Here is a 21472-nt window from a genome sequence, read left to right on the forward strand (position 1 = left end):
TTACCTACTCATGCAAAGACACGAGGTTTTCAATGAAAAATTCCAAGTGTCCACCTGCTTGTGTGGGAATTGGCCACGTCATGGTGCGTTCTGCAAGCTTGGCAATCGCTTTAGCCGCAGGAGAACCAGGGAAAGCCTCTACCAAGGCAGTTTGCTTTCTAATGGCTTTTCTAACATTTTCATCAAATGGCACGATACTGACTAATTCGAGAGCGACATCTAAAAAGCGCCCTGTTACCTTTGACAACTTACTAAATAATTCACGGCCTTCTTTTTCTGAACGCACCATGTTTGCAACCACTTTGAATCTAAACACACCATGTTCGCGGTTTAGAATTTTAATAAGTGCATAGGCGTCCGTTAATGAAGTAGGCTCGTCACAAACTACGATGATGACGTCTTGCGCGGCCCGGGAAAAACTCACCACCATGTCTGAAATACCGGCGGCTGTGTCCACTAGCATCATATCGATAGGCGTTTGCAGCTCGCTGAATGCGCGAATGAGCCCGGCATGTTCATGGGGTCCAAGTTCAGCCATTGATTTTGTTCCAGAGGTGGCTGGCGCAATTTTGACGCCATAAGGGCCTGTCACCAGCACCTCATCCAAAGTGCAGTCTCCACTTAGAACATGAGATAAGTTTCGGTCAACTCGTAACCCCAACATCACGTCCACATTGGCCAAGCCTAAATCGGCATCGAGCACCATCACTCGTTGGCCCTGTTTTGCTGCCGATACGGCAAGGTTCAGGGTAAGATTGGTCTTACCAACGCCACCTTTACCGCCAGTCACAGCGATTACTTTTATCTGTTTATTTGTGTTCATTCTTCTTAAACTACTTGCTTGATCCACTATCATAAGCCACCAGCACTTGCTACTGACTCACTCCCTGTCATGGGAAGGCCATAGCGCTTGTAGAGTTTTGCCGCTACCAGTGTCAAGTTGGCAGAGTCAGCGAGTTTAATATCTTCTGGTACGCGCTGTCCGTCAGTGACATAGCTAAGCGACAGATCGTTTTCGATGATCACACTTAAAGCTTCTCCAAGGCTATAACACTCATCAAGCTTTGTGAAAATGCAGCCACAAATATCGGTGGAATGATAAGCTTTCACCGTTTGATTAAGCACCTGATATTGCGCGCCTGCTGGCAAAACAAGATACTTGCGTATATTCACCGACAGACCCGTTTCGTATTCTTTAAGTTGTTCAATTAATCGCGCGTCGCGCTGAGAAAAACCGGCCGTGTCAATTAACACAAGTTTTTTGTTCCGCATTTGATAAAGAATTTGGTTAAGCTCTTCAGCGCTTTGCGCTTTTTTGACGCTACAGCCGATAATTCGCCCATAAGTGGCTAATTGTTCAAACGCGGCGATTCGGTATGTGTCGATAGTGACCATGGCGACCTGTTCTGCGCCATATTTTTGCGCATATTTTGCCGCCAATTTTGCCAAGGTCGTGGTTTTGCCTGTGCCTGTTGGCCCAACTAAAGCCACTACACCCGATTGAGTCAAAATGTCGTTACCACCAACCTGCAGTCGGTTGGAAAGTAAATTAAGCAAATACTTCCAGCCCTGCTTTTCATCAATTTTATGCGGCAAGAAATCAATCAGTTGGCGAGATAGCTGCATGCCTAAACCCATTCCAATCAACTGCTCTTGCAGATAATGATGAGTGGGGTTGTTGCGTTTTTTGCGCTCGTCAGCCAGTTCAGAAACCTGAAATTTCAACACATTTTTAATGGATTCCAGCTCGGCACGAATAATGTCCATTTGGTCTGGCTCCAATACACTTGGAGGCGGCGTCAAGCTTGCTGCCTGACTATTTTCTAAATCTGCATCTGTATCGTCAACAAAAGCGGGAGAACGAACGATGGTCTCATCGGCACGCGCTGATTGACGCGCCTGTTCATCCTGAAATGCCTTTGCTTTGGCTATGGCTTGCGCTTTTTCGTAACCTGAAGTTGACTGTCTCGATACATGAGACGCGCCTTGAGATACATGCATACTTGATTCACTGTCACGATGTTGAGAATGACTTTGTTGCTTTTCAAGCAATGCCTGTAATGAATCCGGAATATCATCGCCAATTACTTCGCTCAAGGTTGGTGCCGGTTTACGCTGTGCAAAGCTAACCTGCTGATTCGCATTGTCACCCGAGGAACGCTGATTATTAGCGACCTGTTCTCTCGCCGCATTTTTGGATGAGCTTTTAGCATAACCTGGTGCTGGATCAACCGCTGCCACTAATTCGACGCCACCGGCCACTTTTTTGTTAGACATAATGACAGCTTCAGCACCTAATTCATCCTTTACCTGCTTTAGGGCTTCACGCATATCTTTGCCAAAAAAACGTCTAATCTTCATAACTTCCTCGTGTGCTTTGCTTATTATTTGCCTAAGCGCATGTCAGCTTATTGACCCACTGACGATACAATCTTGATCTGCTTGTCGTCAGGTATTTCTTGATAAGACAACACGTGTAAACCACTTACAGACTGTTTTAAAAATCTTGATAAAACTGGACGCAACATTCCTGACGTCAGTAATACGGCAGGCTCGCCTGCCATTTCTTGCTGCTGATACGCCTCAGCCAGCGAATCCTGTAGCTTTTCGGCCAATCCTGGCTCAATGCCAGCGCCGTCTTCACCACCTGCTTGAAGTGACTTATGCAACATCTGTTCCAGCTCAGGGGCAAGTGTAATCACCGGAATTTCCTGTGCCCCACTTGTAATTTCCTGAACAATCAGACGTTTAAGCGCGATACGAAGCGCGGAAACCAGTACGTCGGGATCCTGACTTTTTGGTCCAAATTCAGAAAGGGTTTGCACTATGGTGCGCATATCTCGAATAGGAACTCCCTCGAACAGCAAGGTTTGCAGAACTTTTACGACCGTGCTTAAGGGCAAGATATCAGGCACTAAACCTTCAACCAGTTTCGGATGATTTTTTTCGAGCATATCGAGTAACTGCTGGACTTCTTCATGACCCAGCAGCTGATGGGCATGCGTTGTAAGCAATTGACTTAAATGAGTGGCAATTACCGTTGCTGCATCAACTACGGTATAACCTAATGTCTGGGCATGTTCTCGCTGGCTTTTCTTTATCCAGACTGCATCAAGTCCAAAGGCAGGATCTTGAGTTGGCGTACCTTCCAATTTGCCAAAAACCTGACCAGGATTAATCGCCAATTCACTGTCGTGACTGATCTCGGCTTCACCGACACTCACGCCAAGCATAGAGATATTGTAAGCGCTAGGGGAGAAATCCAGATTATCGCGAATATGCACAGGCGGAATTAAAAAACCCAGTTCCTGAGAAAGCTTTTTACGAACGCCTTTTATTCGCGTCAGTAATTCGCCACCTTGCGACTTATCTACCAAGGGAATTAACCGATAACCTACTTCAAGACCTACAACATCAACTTGCTGCACATCATCCCAGCTAAGCTCTTTGACTTCTTGCGTAGCGTTAGATACCTCCGGCATAGCTTCAACGCGTGCAGCCTCAGCTTCTGCCTTTTTACGGTTCACTTCTCGGTAATACGCGTAGCCACCAACTAAAGCAGCAAACGATAAAAATGCGAAGTGCGGCATGCCAGGAACAATGCCCATCACAAATAAAATGCCGGATGTAATATACAGTGCCTGTTTGTTTGACAGTTGCTCACGAATTTCATCACCCATCTCTTGGGTGTCATTTTCACGGGTTACGATTATTGCTGTAGCTACCGACAGTAAAAGCGACGGAATTTGTGCAACCAAGCCATCACCGATGGTTAGCATAGTGTATACTTGCATGGCGTTTGAAAAGTCTAAATCGTGCTGATACATGCCGATGAACAAGCCGCCAACGATGTTGATAAGCATGATGAAAAGCCCGGCGATTGCATCGCCTTTTACAAATTTTGACGCACCGTCCATCGAACCATAAAAATCCGCTTCTGTGGTGATTTCTTCTCTGCGTCGACGTGCTTCGTCCTGATCGATATAACCCGCATTAAGATCAGCATCAATGGCCATTTGCTTACCTGGCATAGCATCTAAGGTAAAACGTGCGTTAACTTCGGAAATACGCCCAGCGCCAGCGGTAACAACTTTGAAGTTAATAATGAGCAAAATAGCAAACACCACAACCCCAACAGCATAGTTGCCACCAATTACCACTTCGCCAAAGGCTTGAATGACTTTACCGGCTGCATCGCCACCTTCGTGTCCTTCAAGCAACACAACTCGGGTAGAGGCAACATTTAAGGCCAAACGCAGAACAGTAGCGACAAGCAGAACGAGAGGAAAAATACCAAAATCAATTGGTCTTGCAGTGAATACACAGACCAAAATAATGACAAGAGAAAGAGCAATGTTGAAGCTAAATAGCACATCCAGTAGCACCGGAGGCATTGGCAAAATGACCATTCCCATAAGTGCAAGCACGATAATTGGCGCACCCATACCCGTGGTGAATTGTTTTAATTGATTTTTATCGACACGCTGAAAGTAAGAGGCTAATTGCATACAACAAATTTTTGACAGCTAGGAATAATTATCGAGTCTATTTCAACATGCGTGCCAGACTTTGTGAGCTTATACAAATAATCAAAATTTAGTTGGCAGACGCAATATTTACGAGGTGCAGTCACAATGAAGGATCCATAGAATCAATCACAATTAATGCGCGTAGATTATTTTTCAAACGGCAAGTAAAATGTAGAAAAGATGCTTGGCAATATAAGGAAAATGATGAGTAAAGGAATAATTGCGAGCCTCTGGTTCGTTTCAGCGGTGATATGTTTTGTAGCCGGTTTTTTGGTGGCAAGCGGGCCTTATACCGATACGCCTGAAAGCCCATCGGTTTTCAGACATACGCAAAACAATGCATTCGATAGACAAGAACCCCCTTATCCAGAAACTCATCTCAATGAAGCCTCAGTTGATGATATTGACACCACTTCACAAGTACCAACTAGCGATGAAGGTCATCAGGCACCCTCGTTAAATGCTTATCCCCCTGATAAACTACTTAGAGAAGTCAGGCAGCTATTGGATGGCACTTTATTTTCGCTTAATCTCAAGCAATTAAGCGAGATATACGCCCTCATCTCTCAAATGTCGGTGAGCGAAATTGAGGACGTGATACGCCTCATTCCCAAAGAGGGTAGCAGCCAACAAAACTTTCAGCCTGTTATGATATTTTTTGCACAACTTGCCGAACATGATCCCATGCATGCCATGTCGATGCTGAAAAGTACCCTTAAAGATCCCCAGTTAGAAATGATGGGTAGATCGTCTGTGATGCAAGTATGGGCAAAAAAAGATCCCCTCGCGGCTTTTGAGTTTGTACTAAATGAAGATCCGCGCCAGAGCCATGCCATGTTTCGTAATATGGGCGTCGAATTAACACCTATTTTCAGTCATTTGGCAAAGCAGGATATCCAGCTTACGCTTGAAAAACTCAGAGAGCTTGAAGATGCCAACGGAAATGTAAGCGCCGCCATTACCGGTGCAATTAATGGCGCTAACGATACAGCACAAATTACTGGGTTTATTGAGGAAATGGAACAATTTGATGACCCATATGCTTATGACTTTGCAGTAACAGCCTGGGTTCAAAAATCACCAGTGGATGCTGCTCAGTGGCTAGATACTGCTTACAACGGTGAGCAAAGTCTTAACTACAAACGCCAAGCATTGGCTGTATGGGGGATGTCGGATTTTGATGCTGCAACCCAATGGTATATGCAAAGCGCGAGTCCTGCGGAATTGAGCCAACGTATTAACGACGTTGCGTCGCATCTAAGCTATGTATCGCCTCAGCAAACCTTGGACTGGGTGGAAAGGCAGACAAATGTTGATACTCAGGAAGCAATTACTCGCATCCTTAATACCAGCGCCTACCAAAATACTGACTTTGCTCGTCAACACCTGCATAAAGTTCAGTCAGAAAATGAACAGATAAATATCGCGATGAACATATATTACGCCTTGGGAGGAAACAATAGCGAACAGGCAAAAGGTTTTTTAGATACCTATCAATATCGTGAAGCGCTATTGCTTAAACTGGATGAAATCAACGCCGCAAACCGACCTCAAGAAGTTGATAGCACCAATGACCCTTAGAGCAGCCAGTATTAACAGCAAAAGATGGAAAGCAAAGACCGAAAGCAAAATTGAAAGCACCAAACAATAGCGCCAAATCTGAAAAACATTCGTATCAGCTTGATAAATTAAAAAGACAGAATAATGACAGACAAATTTAAAGTCCCGCACACCCTCGTTTTACTCTTGTTTATGATGCTTGTGGCTTACATCGCCACCTGGCTTATTCCACAAGGATTTTTTGAAACGGTCACTTTAGAAAATGGCAGAGAAGCCGTTGTGGCAGGCACTTACAGTTTGGCCGACACGCAAATACGATTAAGTCCTAAGGACTTTTTTGTTGCCATTCCACGAGCGTTAGCTGCCGCTCAGGATGTCATCTTTTTTGTCTTTATCGTAGGAGGCGTGCTCGCCATTGCGCGAGCGACCGGCACTATCGACGCGCTAATAGGCAGATTGCTTGAGCGATTTGGTGAAAAGCCCTATTTATTAATTTTTATGGTGATTTTTACCTTTGCCCTTGCTTCAGGCGCCATTGGCACCGCTGGCGAATACATACCCTTTGTGCTTATTTTAGTCGGGCTATGTAAAGCCATGCGCTTAGATGCAATGACGGCCGTGGGAATGGTTGTGGTTGGTTATGGCATTGGCTATGGCGTATCGGCCTTCAGTCCCTTCACGGTGATGGTTGCGCAACAAGTTGCGGATGTGCCACTGTATTCTGGCATTGAGCTACGATTAGCGATATTCATTCCCTTCGTGCTCATCGGCTTTCATCATGTGTGGAAATATGCGCTGATGGTACAAAAGGATCCTAAAAGGTCACTTACTGCCGAACTTAGTTGCCCATTAGCCGGAACTGAGCAAACTGAATACCCGCCCCTTAATGCGCGACATGCGCTCATTTTAAGCGGACTGGTTATCTCCATTGGGATCGCCGTTTGGGGAATTTCACAAAAGGGCTGGTATTTATATGAGCTTGGCGCAGTATTCATTATATGGGGAATTTTTACTGCTTTGGTGGGAAGACTCAGTGCCGATGAAGCGGCAATTCGATTTATTGAAGGTGTGCAGGATTTGGCAACTACCGGCATTTTAATTGGCGTTGCAAGAGGTATTGCACTGATTATGGAAGATGGTCAAATTCTGCATACTCTCGTGCATTATATGTCGATGCCGCTTTCACATCTTGGACCCGAAATCGCTTCTGTGGGCATGTTTCTGATGCAATCTATCCTGAATCTATTTATCCCCTCAGGAAGCGGACAAGCTTACGTGACAATGCCCTTAATGGCGCCTGTAGGCGATATTATTGGCGTTAACAGACAAATAGCTGTATTGGCTTATCAATTTGGAGACGGCTTCTCAAATATGATTATTCCAACTAATGCGGTATTGATGGGCATTATAGGAATGGCGGGCGTCCCCTATCATCTTTGGTTCAAATTTTGTTTTCCCTTGTTTATCAAATTAACACTGGCTGCATCAGTTGTATTGGTGCTGGCCGTGGTGTTTGATTATGGCGCCGATGTGCAGCCATCTATTCAAGATAGCAACGTTCAGTCCAATCTTATGCTTAATAATGTAAATGCCCAAGAGCTGCATGTTGCTAGAACCTGATAGCAACTTCTATGTTGTTGAGTCAGTCAGTAACTGGCCCGCACATTAAATTTTGAAATTAAATTTGGTCAAACAGAATGAAAACTTTTCAAAATATTGCGAATAAACGCTTTAATGAGTTGCCAATCATTTTGTAGGCCTCTGTTTTCTTTACATAATGTTTTGGAACGCTTTTTGTTTAACTAACCTTAACTAAATTATTGACCTTTAAGTTTTTCGAATAAGCGAATAGTGACAATTTCAACTCGCGTGCAAATTTTATTTTAAGGAGCTAGTTATGAATAAATGTCTTAATAATCCAGGCCTCTGTTCTATGCTTATGTGTACCCTGTTTATAAGCGCGCTATCCGCTTGTTCTCAGAAGGATCCGGAGGTAGACATAGGACTGTCCAAAGGAGAGGGAGAGTCGCGCTTGGCAGAAGCTGTTTTTTGTACCGCATCAAGCGAGGTGCTTAGATCCTACGAAAGCAACTTATATCAAGATATGGATACCTGGCACGAAACCTTCAATGATATCTACTTAAATGCCAAACAAGAAGCTAGCGCGCTTGAAGACAAAGACGGTGCGCTGATTGATACCCGTTTAAATACCATTAAATCTCAAACAAGTGAGACCCTTAATGCATTTGAAGAAAGTCAAAACCAACAAAAATTCGCAGAGTTTATTGAACAAACAATGCAGCAGTGTGCGCATTTTGCAAGTTAGCGTCAGTATGTTTGCTAGAAGTGATGTAACATTCGACATTCGTAAATTTATGCAATACATTCTGTGAATGTACGAAACAAAGAGATTGCAAAAACAAAAGGCTCACATCTCTAAAAGTTGTGAATTAATTTATAGGTATAATTATCCGTATGCCCAAGATTTCAAGCAGCGATACGCCAACAAAGGTCCGTAGTCTCGAAGACCTTGCAAAGGCCGCAGATTATTCATTATTAGAAAAGCTAAATTGCGACCCGCAGGCAACAGAGTCGGGCGAAGATTTTGCCCCTCGACAAGTTTTTTCAGGGCATTATGTACCAGTAAAACCGACCCCTATTGCGCATCCTCAATACGTGGCGCACAGCGAAGTTTTTTTTCGCGAGCTAGGCTTTGATGACGATTTCGCTCACACTGACGCTTTCAAGCAATTTTTTTCTGGTGACACGTCTGCGCTACCAAAGTCAATGAATCCTTACGGTTGGGCCACAGGCTACGCGCTTTCGATATACGGTACTGAATATACACAACAGTGCCCTTTTCGCACAGGGAATGGTTACGGAGATGGCCGCGCAATTTCGGTGCTTGAGGCAGTGTTAAATGGACAACGTTGGGAAATGCAACTTAAAGGAGGGGGCCCTACTCCGTATTGTCGCGGTGCAGATGGGCGAGCGGTTTTTCGTTCAAGTATTAGAGAGTTTGTAGCGCAAGAGTATATGCATGCTTTAGGCGTGCCTACTTCGAGATCATTGAGCTTATTTGTATCAGAAACCGAAAGGGTAAACCGCCCTTGGTACTCCGAAGGTTCATATTCCATGGATCCAGATATAATGGTATCTAATCCAGTCGCAATATCCACACGCGTTGCCCCCTCTTTTTTGCGTGTAGGACAAATAGAATTGTTCGGGCGACGCGCGCGCAAAAATGAACATCCAAATGCGCTAAGCGAACTAAAGTTAATTGTTGAACATGTGATTGAGAGAGAATATAGAAATCAGATTGACGCGAACTTAGCATTTACCGATAAAGTGGTGCTCTTGGCCATTGAATTTCGAGAACGACTCACTTCGCTTATTGCCCATTGGATGAGAGTGGGATATTGCCAAGGTAATTTTAACAGTGATAATTGCGCGTGCGGCGGCTACACGCTTGATTACGGCCCATTTGGATTTTGTGAGCGCTTCGACCCGTATTTTCAGCCATGGACTGGCGGCGGACGTCATTTTTCATTTTTTAACCAAAGTGCTGCTGCTCAAACAAACTTTATTATGTTTTGTAAGGCCCTGGAGCCGTTATTAACTGTAACATCAGATGCACTTAAGAAACTACACGATGTCCGCGATGGGTTTTCATCTCTAATGCAAGACAAATTGGAAAAAATGTGGACGGCAAAGCTGGGCCTCAATGCTTTTGACCATGAACTGTATACGCAGCTATTTCAGTTGATGATGCAAAGCTCTGTAGATTATACAATTTTCTTCCGGGAACTCTCAAAAATACCCAGTGAATTGTCGGAACTTAAAAAAAGTTTTTACGAAGCTCCTTCGCAAGCTCTCTCAGAGCAATGGCAAGCCTGGCTGACAAAATGGCGAAGTGCGGTACTTAAGCGTGAAGATCCCGCGCATGTCTCTGAAAAGATGAAAAGAGTAAACCCAAAGTTCACTTGGCGAGAGTGGCTGGTTGTGCCAGCCTATAAGCAAGCAATGGAAGGAGACTATTCACTCTTGCATGAGCTGCGAGAGGTATTAAATAATCCCTATGAAGAGCAATCTGCCGAGACTGAACAAAAGTTTTACCAACTTCGGCCTCAAGCATTTTTTGACACTGGCGGAGTATCTCACTATAGCTGCTCTTCTTAGACGCTCAGACAAGCGAACGAGAACTAGCAACAATAAAGGCTGGTTGATTTTGCCAAACAGAATATCCGCTCGTAGCCTTATATCACCTTAGGGATATTTTAGAGGGATCGAAATCGACATCAGGATAGGACATATCCAGCTTTTCAAGTGCATTTACTAAAGTTTGCATCACAATCAAGTCGCGATACCATCTCGTTTCAGAAGGCACTATGTAAAATGGTGCCCAGGGCGTTGAACAATGCTGGATAGCGTCATTATATGCCTGCATATAATCCTCCCAGTGTTGTCTGTCTTCGATATCTGCAGGATCAAATTTCCATAATTTATCTTTTCGATTCAATCGACGTTGTAACCTTTGTTTCTGGTAGTCCTTGGAAATATGAAGGTAAAACTTAATAATGATTGTGCCTTCTTCAGCCAACATTTGTTCGAAGGCATTAACGTGCTTAAAGCGCTGACTCCATAATGATTCATCTACAAGTTTGCGCACTCTGGCAGTTACCACATCTTCATAATGAGAACGATTAAATATTGAAATCATGCCCTTTCTTGGCGCATGCGAATGTATTCGCCAAAGAAAGTCTTGTTGTTTTTCACGCCTTGTTGGTGCTGTAAAGCTTTTCACCCGAATATTTGTGGGGTTGAGCGTTTGGAATGATCTTCTGATAGTTGAGTTTTTTCCGCTTGCGTCAAGCCCTTGAAAAACAACTAGCAAGCCCTTCTGTCGACTCGCATAAAGCAATTCCTGCAACTTTCTCAGGCGCTTGGCCAATACCTGCTTTAGTTGTTTACCTTCATGCTCTGACAAGCCGACTTGCTCTTTGCTAGCCAAGCTAGTTAATTCAATATTGGAGCCAGGTACAGCGAGGAATTTTGCAGTCTCTATCATAGACTTTTATAAACCTTCAATATCATCATATTTTTCTTTTAATTTGCGAGCTAAAGCCTGTTTTAACGCGCTTTTTCCCAAGCATCGCTGTATTTTGGCGACAATTAAAATCTTATTCAATATGGAGTTATCAAAATCCATCAATTAACAAATCGATCCCTGACTTAATTTCATCTCGTTTGAAACGTAAATGAAACCCTTCAATTGCCTTAAGACCTCTTTTGGAAACTGTTGCTATGTCCAGTAAGTCTATAAAGTGTAGTTTATCATCTAAGGTGCATGGAATTTGTAAATGTTGAATAAGCTGTTCATTTGATTTGAGTTTTACGGGAGCAACTAAAATACTTTCGACTTCATTGAAAATCGTATTATTGAGCACTACCACTAACACTGATGAGTAGTTGTATAAGGAAAACTGTTCAATCATTCAGTTGGCCAGTGTTTTCTGAAAAAGTGCCCTTCTCTACGATGTTTTGATTGTGTTTGGCTATTGCATCGTGATTCTCTTTCAACCAAATATCACTCTTTTTCCTTGCGACCTCTTGAGCGAGCGCAGATTCGAAAATTTCAGATAGCTTTAAATTAAGAGTTTTAGCCTCAGATAAAAGCGATTTAGATATTGTGGTGTTGCATGACACTTTTTGTCGCATGTCTTTCTCCAAAAATATGCACACTCAGCATGCGCTTAATATATGCGCATTGCAAGCAAGACCAAGTACATTGCACGTTAAATAAGAGATAGTTTATTGTATAGCGAAAGTTGCGGCAAAGACGGCAGATGCCAAATTAAGGACGGGGCTTTAAAAATACCGAAACACCATGACATGCACATTAACAACCTGCAGTACTAGGATAACTTGGGTCAATACATCGCCAGCATTGACACGAACTTTTCCCCAGAAACTCCCGGGAAAAGCTAAGTTCAGGCCACCTGTCACCTTGGTCCTTGACAACGCTAGGGTTGATGTATTACAAACAAACCGTTGTTGATGTGAAAAGGATTTTTATGAAGTATAAAGGATTTATTCTTGTTGCGAGTTTGGTGGTTCTGTCGGCTTGTCGTACGACCGTTAAAACGGTTGAAAATGACTTGGATGAGCTAGTCGCCGAGGATTTTGGTTACGTCCTGATAGGGCTGGATACAAATAAAGATCTCTTTAGAATTACGCTTAACGGACCTTCCGATTATTCGCTTTCGTCTGCCAATCTTGACCACTCAACAAACTACATTCTGACCAAAGTCAAAGCCGGAAGTTATGAGGTTAGCCGACTGTATACTACTAAACATACCTCCTTTTCCTTCGACGATGAGCTCAACTTTAAATTCTCAGTTAAACCAAACACCATCAGCTATGTGGGTCATTTTGAAATAGTTACTCGAGGCTACTTTGGCTTCGCCAGTTTTCTTCAATTAGATAACAGAAGCAGTGAAGCCTACGTTTATATGAGCGAAAACTTCCCGAATATTTTGGAGAAACGCGCGATACGATATGGCGGACCAGGAGAGGATGATTTTCTAGAATATGTGATATCAGAGGTGGCCCCATGAATACCTCTCGCAAGATGCACGCTTTTATCCGTTACTGCTTAATTCTCAGTACAATCAGTATTCAGCTAATGCAGTCGGCTTCCTCTGAAATCTTAAAGTCTGAATCTTTGTACAGAAACGAAAGTATAAGCATCGTGAAGCTATCTCCCAACGGAGATTTTATGGTCCTGCCTTTTCATGGACAAAAGGAAAACCTGCTGCACATTTTCGATCGAAAAAAAAAGCATGTGGTCAAGACGTTTGACCTGGGAGAGCGCGGATCGATCCTTGATTTGGAATGGTTAAATAACTCTCAAATATACTTACACATTCGCGGTGCTCGGTCGAAACGAAACTTTATCATCGACTTTGACGGCAATGACGCAAAAATAGAGATGGTGGATTCTCGGGGCAGAATAATTTATGACTACCCCGAAAACCAAACCAAAGTGATGTTTTTGCATAAAGCCTATTCCCGAAGTTCACTCAGTTTTGAAGATGAGATCTACATAGTTGATATTGAAGAGCTTAAAAAGCTTAATTTTGATAATGCGCAACAAATAGAACTGGATTCAGATGAAGTTGAGGATTATTACTTTGATGAAAAAGAACGCCAGTTTTTCAGTCTCGACTTTGACCATGAAAAAGAAGAGCTCACTGTAAAAACGCTTCCTATTACCGGCGGGGAGTGGCAAACGGTGATCACGCTAGTGACCGGCGAACACCTGTTTAGACCCGTTGCTGAACTTTCGAATAATCAATATGCTGTATTGACCAACCTCGAAACCGATAAAATTGCATTGCAAATGTTTGATCCAGCTACAAATCAATTTGGCGACGTGCTTTACGAGCATCCAGATTATGACCTAATGTCAGCGCAATTTACTGACGACGGACTGCTACTGGCAGTTAGTTATGAAGAACATGGCCTCACACAACGGCAAGTGTTCGACCCCGTAAGCGAAGCGTTGGACAAACGGCTTTCGGTGACTTTTCCTGGACAGGAATTTTATTACGTCGATTATGATGAAAGCGCCGAAATTCTCCTCATACGTGTAGAGGGCCCGGAACAACCCGGAGAATATCTTTACTACGACAGGCAAAAAGATGTGTTGGAACGCTTATTTGCCGTAAATGAAGATTTGTCCGGACGCACTTTTGCCAGTACTAAGCGACTTGAGATTCAAACCGAAGACGGCGAAAAACTTGAAGCATTTTTAGCAACACCAAGCGGGCTCGATTTAAACACTTTGATTGTTATGCCTCACGGTGGTCCCATCGGAGTAAAAGAGAGCGCGCGATTTAATCGAGAAGTTCAGTATTACACAAGTCGCGGGTTTTCAGTGCTTCGTGTCAACTTCAGAGGCAGTGCAGGATTTGGTAGAAGCTTTAAAGACGGAGGCAAAGGAGAGTTTGGCGAGTTGATAGAAAAAGATATCAGTACTGTCGTTGACGCACTGCTTTTGAAGCATAGCTTTGAGTTTGTCTGCGCCGTCGGTTCAAGCTATGGCGGCTATTCAGCGATGATGTTAAGTATTCTCAACCCCGATGTTTACGACTGCGCGGTTGGCTCATTTGGGATCTACGATTTGCCCTTGCTATTTAATCAGAATAACTACGCAACAACAGAATTGAAACGTAAGAAAATTGCCAGAGTCGTCGGGCCGTACAGTAAATTGCTCAAAAAGCGTTCGCCCGTTTACCTTGCTCAGCATATTTCAGTGCCAGTATTACTACTGGCGGGGATAGAAGATAAACGAGCAAGCTTCGAGCACACACATCGTTTTGCGTATATGCTCAAGCGTCATGATAAGTCCGTCAAAGAAATCTACTACAAAGAAACTGGCCACGGACACGAAAGCTGGATAGGCGATAGGCATCAATCTGCTATTACTTACGACTTTATTTTAGATACATTGGGTATTGAGCTTCCCGAAATAGACACATTGTCCCATTTGGAAAAAGAAGCATTAGGAGACGACTTCGCGCTGATTGGAAACTTCTATTCAAGCAACAGATATATCGAAGAGAACCCTAGCCTTATGATGGAATATCTTTCAAAAGCAGCAAAATACGAACATCCAGAATCCATGCAATTGCTGGCTAGCAACTTTTTGACAGGTCTGCGAACCGAAAAAGACATCAACAAAGCCATAAAACTTTTGACACGAGCCTCAGAACTTCATGATGCTGATGCGCAACGAAAACTCGCAGAACTCTACATGTCCGGCCAGCTAGTAGAACAAAGCTGGGAAAAAGCTCGAGAATTGATTGATACTGCTGTCGAGCAGGACGATAGTAGACTCAATCTCCTTGTTCAAGCCAGAGTCGACTGCTCTGCCCCAGCGCCAATTAGCAACTTACAAAGATGTATTGAGCGAATGAAGCTTGAAGAGTTCGGTAGTGACAAAACCTACGAATTCGATCACGCAAAGCGTCTCTTAAGACATCAGCTGCCACATATTCTTTCTTCACATCACTTTTCTGAGGAACAGTTTTCCCGGATTCTAGAGGCACTTGCCGATGTATTTAACGTAGACAACATCGACAGTAAAGTTAGCTTTGATGAAACCGGAATATTTCGCTACGTAGATGATAGAGGATACGGCAAAGAAAAATCGATGGACTGGATCTCTGATCAACTCGATCGTGCTCTTATTGACGACGATAAAATTTATTATGGCGCGAAACCTAGTGTGGATATGCCTGGTCTTGACCGCAATTCTGATTTAACGCTACTCGCCGTCAAGTGGACAGGGATCGCAGATAACGGTCTAGAGCAAGATATCTCAAGTGACACACTATGGGGGAACTCTCGCGGTCAATGGAGTATTTTGCGACAAGTAAAAGACTTTACACACTTCAATCAAATTAAAGTAGCGCTTTATACATTAGAGGGCAAAGCTGTTACCGAAAAAATGTTTACAACACAAGAGCCTGCAAACTTGGTTGTAAAATAGGCCGGTTCGTCTCCTGAGGAGGTCCTCGATTACTCGAGGATGACGGTCTTATTCGAGGATGACGGTCTTTATTCGAGGATGACGGTCTTTACTCGAGGATGACGGCCTTTATTCGAGGTTGACGGTCTTTATTCGAGGGTGACGGTCTTTACTTTAGGATGACCGCGTTAAATTGCGGGCAGCGGTCTGCACTGTATTGCAAGAGCCAATATTGCATGGCAAATGCACTAACGCTTCAGTTCATCCGGTATTGGTAAGTCTTTCTTAAGTGGCTTAGGACGTTTGCCTTTGCCTGATTTGAAGGCTTTAAGCTGATATACATAAGCTAGAATTTGCGCAACCGCCATAAAGAGCTTTTGCGGCACTTCGTGATTTACTTCTGTTGAATAGTAAATCGCACGAGCCAAAGCCGGAGATTCTACGATGGGTACCTCGTGCGCGTTAGCAATCTTACGAATGTGCATGGCCAGTTCATCCAAACCTTTAGCAACCACTACGGGTGCTCGAGAGCCATTTTCTTCGTACTTAATAGCAATGGAATAATGGGTTGGGTTGGTGACAATCACATCGGCATTCGGAACTTCCTGCATCATGCGATTGGCCGCGGCCTGATACTGTAAACGTCGCACGCGGCTTTTTACAAGTGGATCGCCTTCAGCGTTTTTACGCTCGTCTTTTACCTCTTGAAGCGTCATTTTCATCTCTTCGTTGTGCTTATGACTTTGATACGGCACGTCGATAAGAGCGATGGGGATCATTGCCGCGCACAGCAGTAAAAACGCCCATTCCACCATATTCATAGCGTGAAAGAGGTTAAGTGGATAAAGCTCTATATCCAAGTGTAAGGCTTCATCTTTAAATATTAGCAAGGCAAGATAAGCCATCCCCAGCACCACTACCACTTTTGCAATGCCTTTTAATAGTTCAACCAAGGCATTCATGCCAAACATGCGCTTAAATCCCTGAATAGGACTTACCTTGTTGGCTTTTGGCGCGGCAGCTTCCCAACTAAAATTATAGCCACCCAAAGCGATACTGCCATATACCCCACCAACAAATGCAATTGCCATAAAAGCCATAAGCGGCCCAGCACTTTCAATCACTGCCATTTCAAGTATTTGAAACATATGCTTTAAATCGTAGGTTTCATCCCTTGATAGCGTAAAAGCCCGTTGCGTGATTTTGTACATCGCAGTTGCGATAAAGGAACCAATTGCCATCATGGCAACGGCACTTGATAGTAAAACAAGAGCAGTGGATAATTCTTTCGACCTCGCGACTTGCCCCTTTTTTCGGGAGTCCTCGAGTTTTTTGGACGTGGGGTCTTCTGTTTTTTCCTGACCGTTTTCGTTCTCTGCCATAACTTTTCCAGTTGTGCCTTAGCAGGTCAGCAGGAGCTTACACATAAATTCTTGCGCACGGCCCCATTGTAAATTGAAATGATATACCTGGTTTGAAAGGGTGATCCAAATCACCACCAGACCCATGATTTGCGCAATGGCAAATCCCAAACTAAAAATGTTTAACTGCGGCGCAGCTTTGGTCATAACGCCAAAGGCTAGATTCACAATAAGCAGCGACACAATGGGAGCCAGCGATATTGTCACCGCCGATACAAACATCCACCCTGCCCAGTGTGCAATTTGCTTAAACTGTTCACCCGTCCACCAAGGACCATCAATAGGGAATGCATCAAAGCTGATAACAATCATGTTTATGAGCAACAAATGCCCGTCTACTGTCCAAAAAATCAGCGTCGCCAAAATTAAATAGAATTGACCAACCGCTGGAACGTTGATCCCATTAATCGGATCAACAATTGACGCAAAGCCCAAACCTGTCTGCATCGCAATAATTTGCCCGGCCAACACAAAGGTGTTAATAACCATCATCGAAATAAAGCCAATGGCGATACCAACAATAAGCTGCTTGCCAATTTCAATGAAGGTACCCAGAGATACAATATTTTCAATGGGTACTGGTGGGAGCATTGGCACTATCATTAAGGTCAGTAAAATCGCCAGCAAATTGCGAACCGGCGTTGGAATAGTCCGGGCGCTAATGCCTACCATCGCAATAAATAAACCTGAAATACGCATAAACGCCAGCATATAATCGCTGATGGCGTCCATGATAGTGCTGCTGAGGATATCCACTCTGAGTACTTACCCTATAACGGAAGGAATACTGAGCACCAAGTTATTGGTGTAGTCCATCAGCTTTGTGACAAGCCAGTTTCCCAACCACGCGAGGGCAATTAAGGTCACTACCAAACGCGGCAGAAAACTCATGGTTTGTTCGTTAATGGAAGTTGCCGCCTGAAAAACCGCAACGACTAAGCCAACCAGCAAGCCAGGCATGATGATTGCGCTCGTTAAAATAACAATTAATAACATTGCGTCGCGCATGATTTCGACAAAAGCCTCTGGTGCCATGTCAGACTCCCATTCCAAAACTGGTAGCAAGCGTTCCAAAAATCAGATTCCAGCCGTCGACCAATACAAAAAGCATTAACTTAAAAGGTAAAGACACAATCATGGGGGAGAGCATCATCATCCCCATCGCCATCAAAATAGAAGCCACTACCAAGTCCAATATCAAAAACGGTATAAACAGCATAAAACCAATTTGAAAAGCGGTTTTAAGTTCACTGGTAACAAACGCCGGGATAAGCACTGTCATGGGAACCTGCTCAGGTGAATCAAATTGCCCCTCGTATCCGCCAATGCGCACGAAGGTTTCAAGATCTGTTATCCGCGTTTGACTCAGCATAAACTCACGCATAGGCGCTTTGGCCGCCTCAAAGGCCTGCATCGAGGTCATTTCTTCATTTAAGTAAGGCTGAAGTGCTGTTTGGTTCATTTCTTCAAACACGGGCGCCATTATGAACATCGACAAAAACAAGCTGACGCCGATTAATATTTGATTTGAAGGTGACTGCTGCAAACCAATGGCCTGACGCAAGATAGACAGTACAACGATGATCCTCGTAAAAGACGTCATCATCATAACAAAAGCCGGAATAAGGCTCAGCGCAGTCATAATAAACAGCGCTTGTAAGGTCATGCTATATTCTTGCGAGCCATCGTCATTGGTGGTGACGGTAACGGCAGAAATACCTTGTTGCTGTGCAAATAAGTCGGCATTGATGCCTAAAACCAGGCAGATAAATAAGGCAAGTTTGATCCACATTGAAAGCTTAATCACGAGCTACTCCCGGTTTAGAAGTCGCCGGAGCGCTTGCGCCCGTTTTATTCCCGTTGATGCCCTGCCCAGAGATAGTCTGCGCCATGGCTTGAACCAGTTTTTGCTGAAAGCCGACTTTGCCTGATTGAGATTCAAAAAGACCGGATTTGGATTTACTGACGTCGAGGTTTTGTTTCAGCGTGGCAAGATGATTGATGTTGTGGCTGGTTATTCCAATAAGGTGTTGCTCATCCCCAACTTCAATAACCATTATCTTTTCTTTTGCCCCTGCCATCATGCTGGCAACGACTTTCATTTGACCATTTCCTGCCTGAGTGACATTAAACCGGCGCATAAGATAGGCAAGCGCAAAAATAATGGCGATCACCAGCACTAAAGACAGAAATATTGATATAAAAGAAGAGGCCCCGCCAAACTCGCTACCCAATGAGGAAGCGGTATCTTGCGCGTGAACCGGGTTTGTTAGAGAAGATGCAAACAGGGCCACAAGCCCTGCTTTACATGCATTTGCAGACTTTTTATTATCTGAGTTTTTTAATTCTTTCGACTTGACTAATAACATCCGTTAACCGAATACCAAATTTATCGTTAATCACTACTACTTCTCCATGAGCAATCAACGTGCCATTTACTAAAACATCTAATGGCTCTCCGGCAACTCGGTCTAATTCCACCACTGAACCTTGGTTCAGTTGCAATAAATTTCGGATGCTAATGTTGGTGCGCCCCACTTCCATTGAAATGGTCACTGGAATATCTAAAATCGTGTCCAGCTTTGTATCACCGTCATCACTTGCAGTGTTTTTCTCTTTTAACTCATCAAGCTCGACAGATTCGGCCTCATCGCCTGCTTCAGTTTTGGCTTCTGCCTTTGCTTCAGACTGGGCTTGCTCTGCCATTGCTTCGCCCCATGCGTCTAAATCGTCGCCTTCTTCACTCATAATTACTTCCTCACTAAGGTATCTAACAAGTCTTCTTCAAGCACTTGTAATTCAGAATCACTATCTATTTTCTTCCCGCCTTTGGTAAAGGCGTTCAGCTCGGTTTTCACCGAAACTGGTCTTGGGATTTTATTAACAATTTGCAGGGCCACACAGTCTCTTGACTTACCCATTTTTGCTCTGAATGTTGGTAAGTCTTCAATTAAAACGGTTACAGTCTCAGGCATATTGATAGGGATGATATCCCCATCTTTTAAGTTCATCAGTCTTTCAAGGGGCATTTCGATATCCAGGAAATGAGTCGAAAGGTCAACCTTCACATCCATGATTTCATCACGCAGCGCTTTACTCCATCTAAAGTCGGTATCTTCTTTATCAGTTTGGACACCCGCATCAAGCGTATCTCTGATAGGCTCCAGCATGGAATAAGGCAAAGACACATGAAAATCACCGCCACCGCCGTCTAACTCGATATGAAATGAACTAATTACGACCACTTCCGTTGCCGAAACAATGTTAGCCATCGCGGGATTAACTTCTGAGTCCAAATATTCAAATGAGACATCCATCACAGGTGCCCACGCTTCTTTGTAGTCTTCAAAAATTAACTTCAAAAGCATTTGAATAATGCGACGTTCGGTTGGCGTAAACTCGCGCCCTTCAATTTTAGCGTGATAACGCCCATCGCCGCCAAAAAAGTTATCTACCATGATGAACACAAGGCGCGCCTCCATAGTAATAAGCCCCGTTCCTTTTAGTGGTCTGAAGCGAACCATATTGAGGCTGGTCGGTACAAACAAGGTGTGAATGTACTCCCCAAATTTAATCATTTGTATGCCGTTGATAGACACTTCTGCGCTGCGACGCATCATGTTAAATAAACTGATGCGCATATGCCTTGCAAACCGTTCGTTAACTATTTCAAGGGTTGGCATGCGCCCGCGCACAATACGGTCTTGCGAAGAAAAGTCATACTCCAGCGCAGAGCCGTCGTGCTCTACCTCTTCGACCTCTTCTTCTTCAACATCGTCGACACCATGTAATAGCGCGTCAATTTCGTCTTGTGATAATAAATCGCTCACTCAGTATCCCGTTTCGCTCGTCTATTGGATCACAAAGCCAGTGAAGAGAACCTCTTCTACCACTGGACTTTTTTCTAAATCGTTCATAACCTGGCGCACTTGCGCTGTAGACTTAGAACGCAATTCTGTTTTACCTGCTTCGGTAACTAAATCGTCTGCATTTGCGGTACTAAAAACGCGTAGAAGCGTGCCCTCAATCATGGGAATATGACGCTTAGCTCGCTCTTCATTTTCAGGCCCGCGTACCATCAACTGCACCTCGATTTGCACCAGGCGCTCTCGCGTCACGCCAGGGGCATTAAATTGAAAGGGTCTTGGCATGCCCACATAAAGCGCGGTTCCGCTACTTTGTTCGATTTCTGCAAGCGGCATGGCGCCATCTAAATTGTCGGTATTTACCGTATCATCTGCGGCAAATAAGAAAAAATAGGCACCGGCACCACCGCCGCCTAGCACTAACACGGCAACGATGATGATTAACATCATCTTGCTTTTTTTCTTACCACCGGCTTCTAATTCTGGCTCTGCCATTGCTCCACTACCTATTTATTACGGTTAAAATCCTAGCGGGATATGTCATCCCCTCGCGACCACTTT

Annotated in this window: 20 protein-coding genes; 6 read left to right on the forward strand and 14 right to left on the reverse strand. The window is 44.0% G+C overall.

Features of this window, described 5'->3' with window-relative positions:
* Nucleotides 1-4 precede the first annotated feature (4 nt).
* Genes D6V41_RS02865 through flhA form a run of 3 tightly spaced genes read right to left on the reverse strand, consistent with a single transcriptional unit; the run spans nucleotide 5 to nucleotide 4508 of the window.
* Nucleotides 5-856 carry a MinD/ParA family ATP-binding protein gene (locus tag D6V41_RS02865; RefSeq protein WP_136249938.1) on the reverse strand — a complete coding sequence of 284 codons (852 nt, stop codon included), beginning with the start codon at nucleotides 854-856 and terminating at the stop codon, nucleotides 5-7.
* Entirely contained in the window at nucleotides 853-2361 is a 1509-nt protein-coding gene (flhF, locus tag D6V41_RS02870; protein WP_136249939.1) for a flagellar biosynthesis GTPase FlhF, read from the reverse strand. Before flhF ends, D6V41_RS02865 begins: the two co-directional genes overlap by 4 nt.
* 47 nt (nucleotides 2362-2408) lie before the next feature.
* Nucleotides 2409-4508: a flagellar biosynthesis protein FlhA gene (flhA, locus tag D6V41_RS02875; RefSeq protein ID WP_136249940.1), complete on the reverse strand. Its 2100-nt coding sequence runs from the start codon at nucleotides 4506-4508 to the stop codon at nucleotides 2409-2411.
* A gap of 225 nt (nucleotides 4509-4733) precedes the next feature.
* Here flhA and D6V41_RS02880 point away from each other — a divergent pair, with 225 nt between their 5' ends.
* The 4 genes from D6V41_RS02880 (at nucleotide 4734) to D6V41_RS02895 (ending at nucleotide 10268) form a co-directional block, all read left to right on the forward strand.
* On the forward strand, nucleotides 4734-6110 hold the full coding sequence (locus D6V41_RS02880; RefSeq protein WP_136249941.1) for a hypothetical protein: 1377 nt from the start codon (nucleotides 4734-4736) through the stop codon (nucleotides 6108-6110).
* A gap of 123 nt (nucleotides 6111-6233) precedes the next feature.
* Nucleotides 6234-7709 (forward strand): YfcC family protein, encoded by a 1476-nt coding sequence (locus D6V41_RS02885; RefSeq protein WP_136249942.1) that lies wholly within the window; start codon nucleotides 6234-6236, stop codon nucleotides 7707-7709.
* Between the two features lie 277 nt (nucleotides 7710-7986).
* The gene (locus D6V41_RS02890) at nucleotides 7987-8415 is read left to right on the forward strand and encodes a hypothetical protein (RefSeq protein ID WP_136249943.1); all 429 of its coding nucleotides are present in this window, start codon (nucleotides 7987-7989) and stop codon (nucleotides 8413-8415) included.
* A gap of 149 nt (nucleotides 8416-8564) precedes the next feature.
* Nucleotides 8565-10268, forward strand: coding sequence for a protein adenylyltransferase SelO (locus D6V41_RS02895; RefSeq protein WP_136249944.1), 1704 nt, complete (start codon nucleotides 8565-8567; stop codon nucleotides 10266-10268).
* Between the two features lie 82 nt (nucleotides 10269-10350).
* On the opposite strand, the gene D6V41_RS02900 is transcribed toward D6V41_RS02895, so the two are convergent.
* The 3 genes from D6V41_RS02900 to D6V41_RS02910 all read right to left on the reverse strand — a co-directional run bounded on the left by D6V41_RS02900 (nucleotide 10351) and on the right by D6V41_RS02910 (nucleotide 11807).
* Entirely contained in the window at nucleotides 10351-11157 is an 807-nt protein-coding gene (locus D6V41_RS02900; RefSeq protein ID WP_136249945.1) for a PPK2 family polyphosphate kinase, read from the reverse strand.
* 130 nt (nucleotides 11158-11287) lie between these two features.
* Nucleotides 11288-11584 carry a CcdB family protein gene (locus D6V41_RS02905; protein ID WP_136249946.1) on the reverse strand — a complete coding sequence of 99 codons (297 nt, stop codon included), beginning with the start codon at nucleotides 11582-11584 and terminating at the stop codon, nucleotides 11288-11290.
* Nucleotides 11577-11807 carry a type II toxin-antitoxin system CcdA family antitoxin gene (locus D6V41_RS02910; RefSeq protein WP_136249947.1) on the reverse strand — a complete coding sequence of 77 codons (231 nt, stop codon included), beginning with the start codon at nucleotides 11805-11807 and terminating at the stop codon, nucleotides 11577-11579. The genes D6V41_RS02905 and D6V41_RS02910 overlap by 8 nt, the downstream gene beginning before the upstream one ends.
* Nucleotides 11808-12163: 356 nt before the next feature.
* Here D6V41_RS02910 and D6V41_RS02915 point away from each other — a divergent pair, with 356 nt between their 5' ends.
* Both D6V41_RS02915 and D6V41_RS02920 read left to right on the forward strand, forming a co-directional pair.
* Nucleotides 12164-12706: a hypothetical protein gene (locus tag D6V41_RS02915; protein ID WP_136249948.1), complete on the forward strand. Its 543-nt coding sequence runs from the start codon at nucleotides 12164-12166 to the stop codon at nucleotides 12704-12706.
* Nucleotides 12703-15645, forward strand: a complete 2943-nt coding sequence (locus D6V41_RS02920) for a prolyl oligopeptidase family serine peptidase (protein ID WP_136249949.1) — start codon at nucleotides 12703-12705, stop codon at nucleotides 15643-15645. The genes D6V41_RS02915 and D6V41_RS02920 overlap by 4 nt, the downstream gene beginning before the upstream one ends.
* 227 nt (nucleotides 15646-15872) lie before the next feature.
* On the opposite strand, the gene flhB is transcribed toward D6V41_RS02920, so the two are convergent.
* From flhB to fliL, 8 genes are read right to left on the reverse strand one after another with little or no spacing between them, the layout of a single operon-like run.
* Nucleotides 15873-17006: a flagellar biosynthesis protein FlhB gene (gene flhB / locus D6V41_RS02925; protein WP_136249950.1), complete on the reverse strand. Its 1134-nt coding sequence runs from the start codon at nucleotides 17004-17006 to the stop codon at nucleotides 15873-15875.
* An 18-nt stretch (nucleotides 17007-17024) separates the two neighbouring features.
* The gene (fliR, locus tag D6V41_RS02930; RefSeq protein ID WP_421907441.1) at nucleotides 17025-17777 is read right to left on the reverse strand and encodes a flagellar biosynthetic protein FliR; all 753 of its coding nucleotides are present in this window, start codon (nucleotides 17775-17777) and stop codon (nucleotides 17025-17027) included.
* Between the two features lie 33 nt (nucleotides 17778-17810).
* The gene (gene fliQ / locus D6V41_RS02935) at nucleotides 17811-18080 is read right to left on the reverse strand and encodes a flagellar biosynthesis protein FliQ (protein ID WP_136249952.1); all 270 of its coding nucleotides are present in this window, start codon (nucleotides 18078-18080) and stop codon (nucleotides 17811-17813) included.
* A 1-nt stretch (nucleotide 18081) separates the two neighbouring features.
* The gene (gene fliP, locus D6V41_RS02940; RefSeq protein ID WP_479680817.1) at nucleotides 18082-18813 is read right to left on the reverse strand and encodes a flagellar type III secretion system pore protein FliP; all 732 of its coding nucleotides are present in this window, start codon (nucleotides 18811-18813) and stop codon (nucleotides 18082-18084) included.
* Between the two features lie 31 nt (nucleotides 18814-18844).
* On the reverse strand, nucleotides 18845-19414 hold the full coding sequence (gene fliO, locus D6V41_RS02945; protein ID WP_136249953.1) for a flagellar biosynthetic protein FliO: 570 nt from the start codon (nucleotides 19412-19414) through the stop codon (nucleotides 18845-18847).
* Nucleotides 19374-19793: a flagellar motor switch protein FliN gene (gene fliN / locus D6V41_RS02950; protein ID WP_136249954.1), complete on the reverse strand. Its 420-nt coding sequence runs from the start codon at nucleotides 19791-19793 to the stop codon at nucleotides 19374-19376. Before fliN ends, fliO begins: the two co-directional genes overlap by 41 nt.
* 2 nt (nucleotides 19794-19795) lie before the next feature.
* Nucleotides 19796-20875, reverse strand: coding sequence for a flagellar motor switch protein FliM (gene fliM, locus D6V41_RS02955; protein WP_136249955.1), 1080 nt, complete (start codon nucleotides 20873-20875; stop codon nucleotides 19796-19798).
* Nucleotides 20876-20896: 21 nt separating this feature from the next.
* Nucleotides 20897-21406 (reverse strand): flagellar basal body-associated protein FliL, encoded by a 510-nt coding sequence (gene fliL, locus D6V41_RS02960; protein WP_136249956.1) that lies wholly within the window; start codon nucleotides 21404-21406, stop codon nucleotides 20897-20899.
* Nucleotides 21407-21472 lie beyond the last annotated feature (66 nt).

This window comes from Ningiella ruwaisensis (assembly GCF_004798935.1).
Taxonomy (GTDB): Bacteria; Pseudomonadota; Gammaproteobacteria; order Enterobacterales; family Alteromonadaceae; genus Glaciecola; species Glaciecola ruwaisensis.

Excerpts from the sequence above, each read along its gene's own strand:
- D6V41_RS02895 (WP_136249944.1), top strand. The coding sequence starts at position 8,565 with ATGCCCAAGATTTCAAGCAGCGATACGCCAACAAAGGTCCGTAGTCTC.
- flhA (WP_136249940.1), bottom strand. The coding sequence starts at position 4,508 with ATGCAATTAGCCTCTTACTTTCAGCGTGTCGATAAAAATCAATTAAAA.
- fliN (WP_136249954.1), bottom strand. The coding sequence starts at position 19,793 with ATGAGTGAAGAAGGCGACGATTTAGACGCATGGGGCGAAGCAATGGCA.
- flhF (WP_136249939.1), bottom strand. The coding sequence starts at position 2,361 with ATGAAGATTAGACGTTTTTTTGGCAAAGATATGCGTGAAGCCCTAAAG.
- D6V41_RS02915 (WP_136249948.1), top strand. The coding sequence starts at position 12,164 with ATGAAGTATAAAGGATTTATTCTTGTTGCGAGTTTGGTGGTTCTGTCG.
- D6V41_RS02890 (WP_136249943.1), top strand. The coding sequence starts at position 7,987 with ATGAATAAATGTCTTAATAATCCAGGCCTCTGTTCTATGCTTATGTGT.
- D6V41_RS02865 (WP_136249938.1), bottom strand. The coding sequence starts at position 856 with ATGATAGTGGATCAAGCAAGTAGTTTAAGAAGAATGAACACAAATAAA.
- flhB (WP_136249950.1), bottom strand. The coding sequence starts at position 17,006 with ATGGCAGAGAACGAAAACGGTCAGGAAAAAACAGAAGACCCCACGTCC.
- D6V41_RS02905 (WP_136249946.1), bottom strand. The coding sequence starts at position 11,584 with ATGATTGAACAGTTTTCCTTATACAACTACTCATCAGTGTTAGTGGTA.
- fliL (WP_136249956.1), bottom strand. The coding sequence starts at position 21,406 with ATGGCAGAGCCAGAATTAGAAGCCGGTGGTAAGAAAAAAAGCAAGATG.
- fliR (WP_421907441.1), bottom strand. The coding sequence starts at position 17,777 with ATGGACGCCATCAGCGATTATATGCTGGCGTTTATGCGTATTTCAGGT.
- D6V41_RS02920 (WP_136249949.1), top strand. The coding sequence starts at position 12,703 with ATGAATACCTCTCGCAAGATGCACGCTTTTATCCGTTACTGCTTAATT.
- D6V41_RS02900 (WP_136249945.1), bottom strand. The coding sequence starts at position 11,157 with ATGATAGAGACTGCAAAATTCCTCGCTGTACCTGGCTCCAATATTGAA.
- fliO (WP_136249953.1), bottom strand. The coding sequence starts at position 19,414 with ATGTTATTAGTCAAGTCGAAAGAATTAAAAAACTCAGATAATAAAAAG.
- fliQ (WP_136249952.1), bottom strand. The coding sequence starts at position 18,080 with ATGGCACCAGAGGCTTTTGTCGAAATCATGCGCGACGCAATGTTATTA.
- D6V41_RS02880 (WP_136249941.1), top strand. The coding sequence starts at position 4,734 with ATGAGTAAAGGAATAATTGCGAGCCTCTGGTTCGTTTCAGCGGTGATA.
- D6V41_RS02885 (WP_136249942.1), top strand. The coding sequence starts at position 6,234 with ATGACAGACAAATTTAAAGTCCCGCACACCCTCGTTTTACTCTTGTTT.
- D6V41_RS02910 (WP_136249947.1), bottom strand. The coding sequence starts at position 11,807 with ATGCGACAAAAAGTGTCATGCAACACCACAATATCTAAATCGCTTTTA.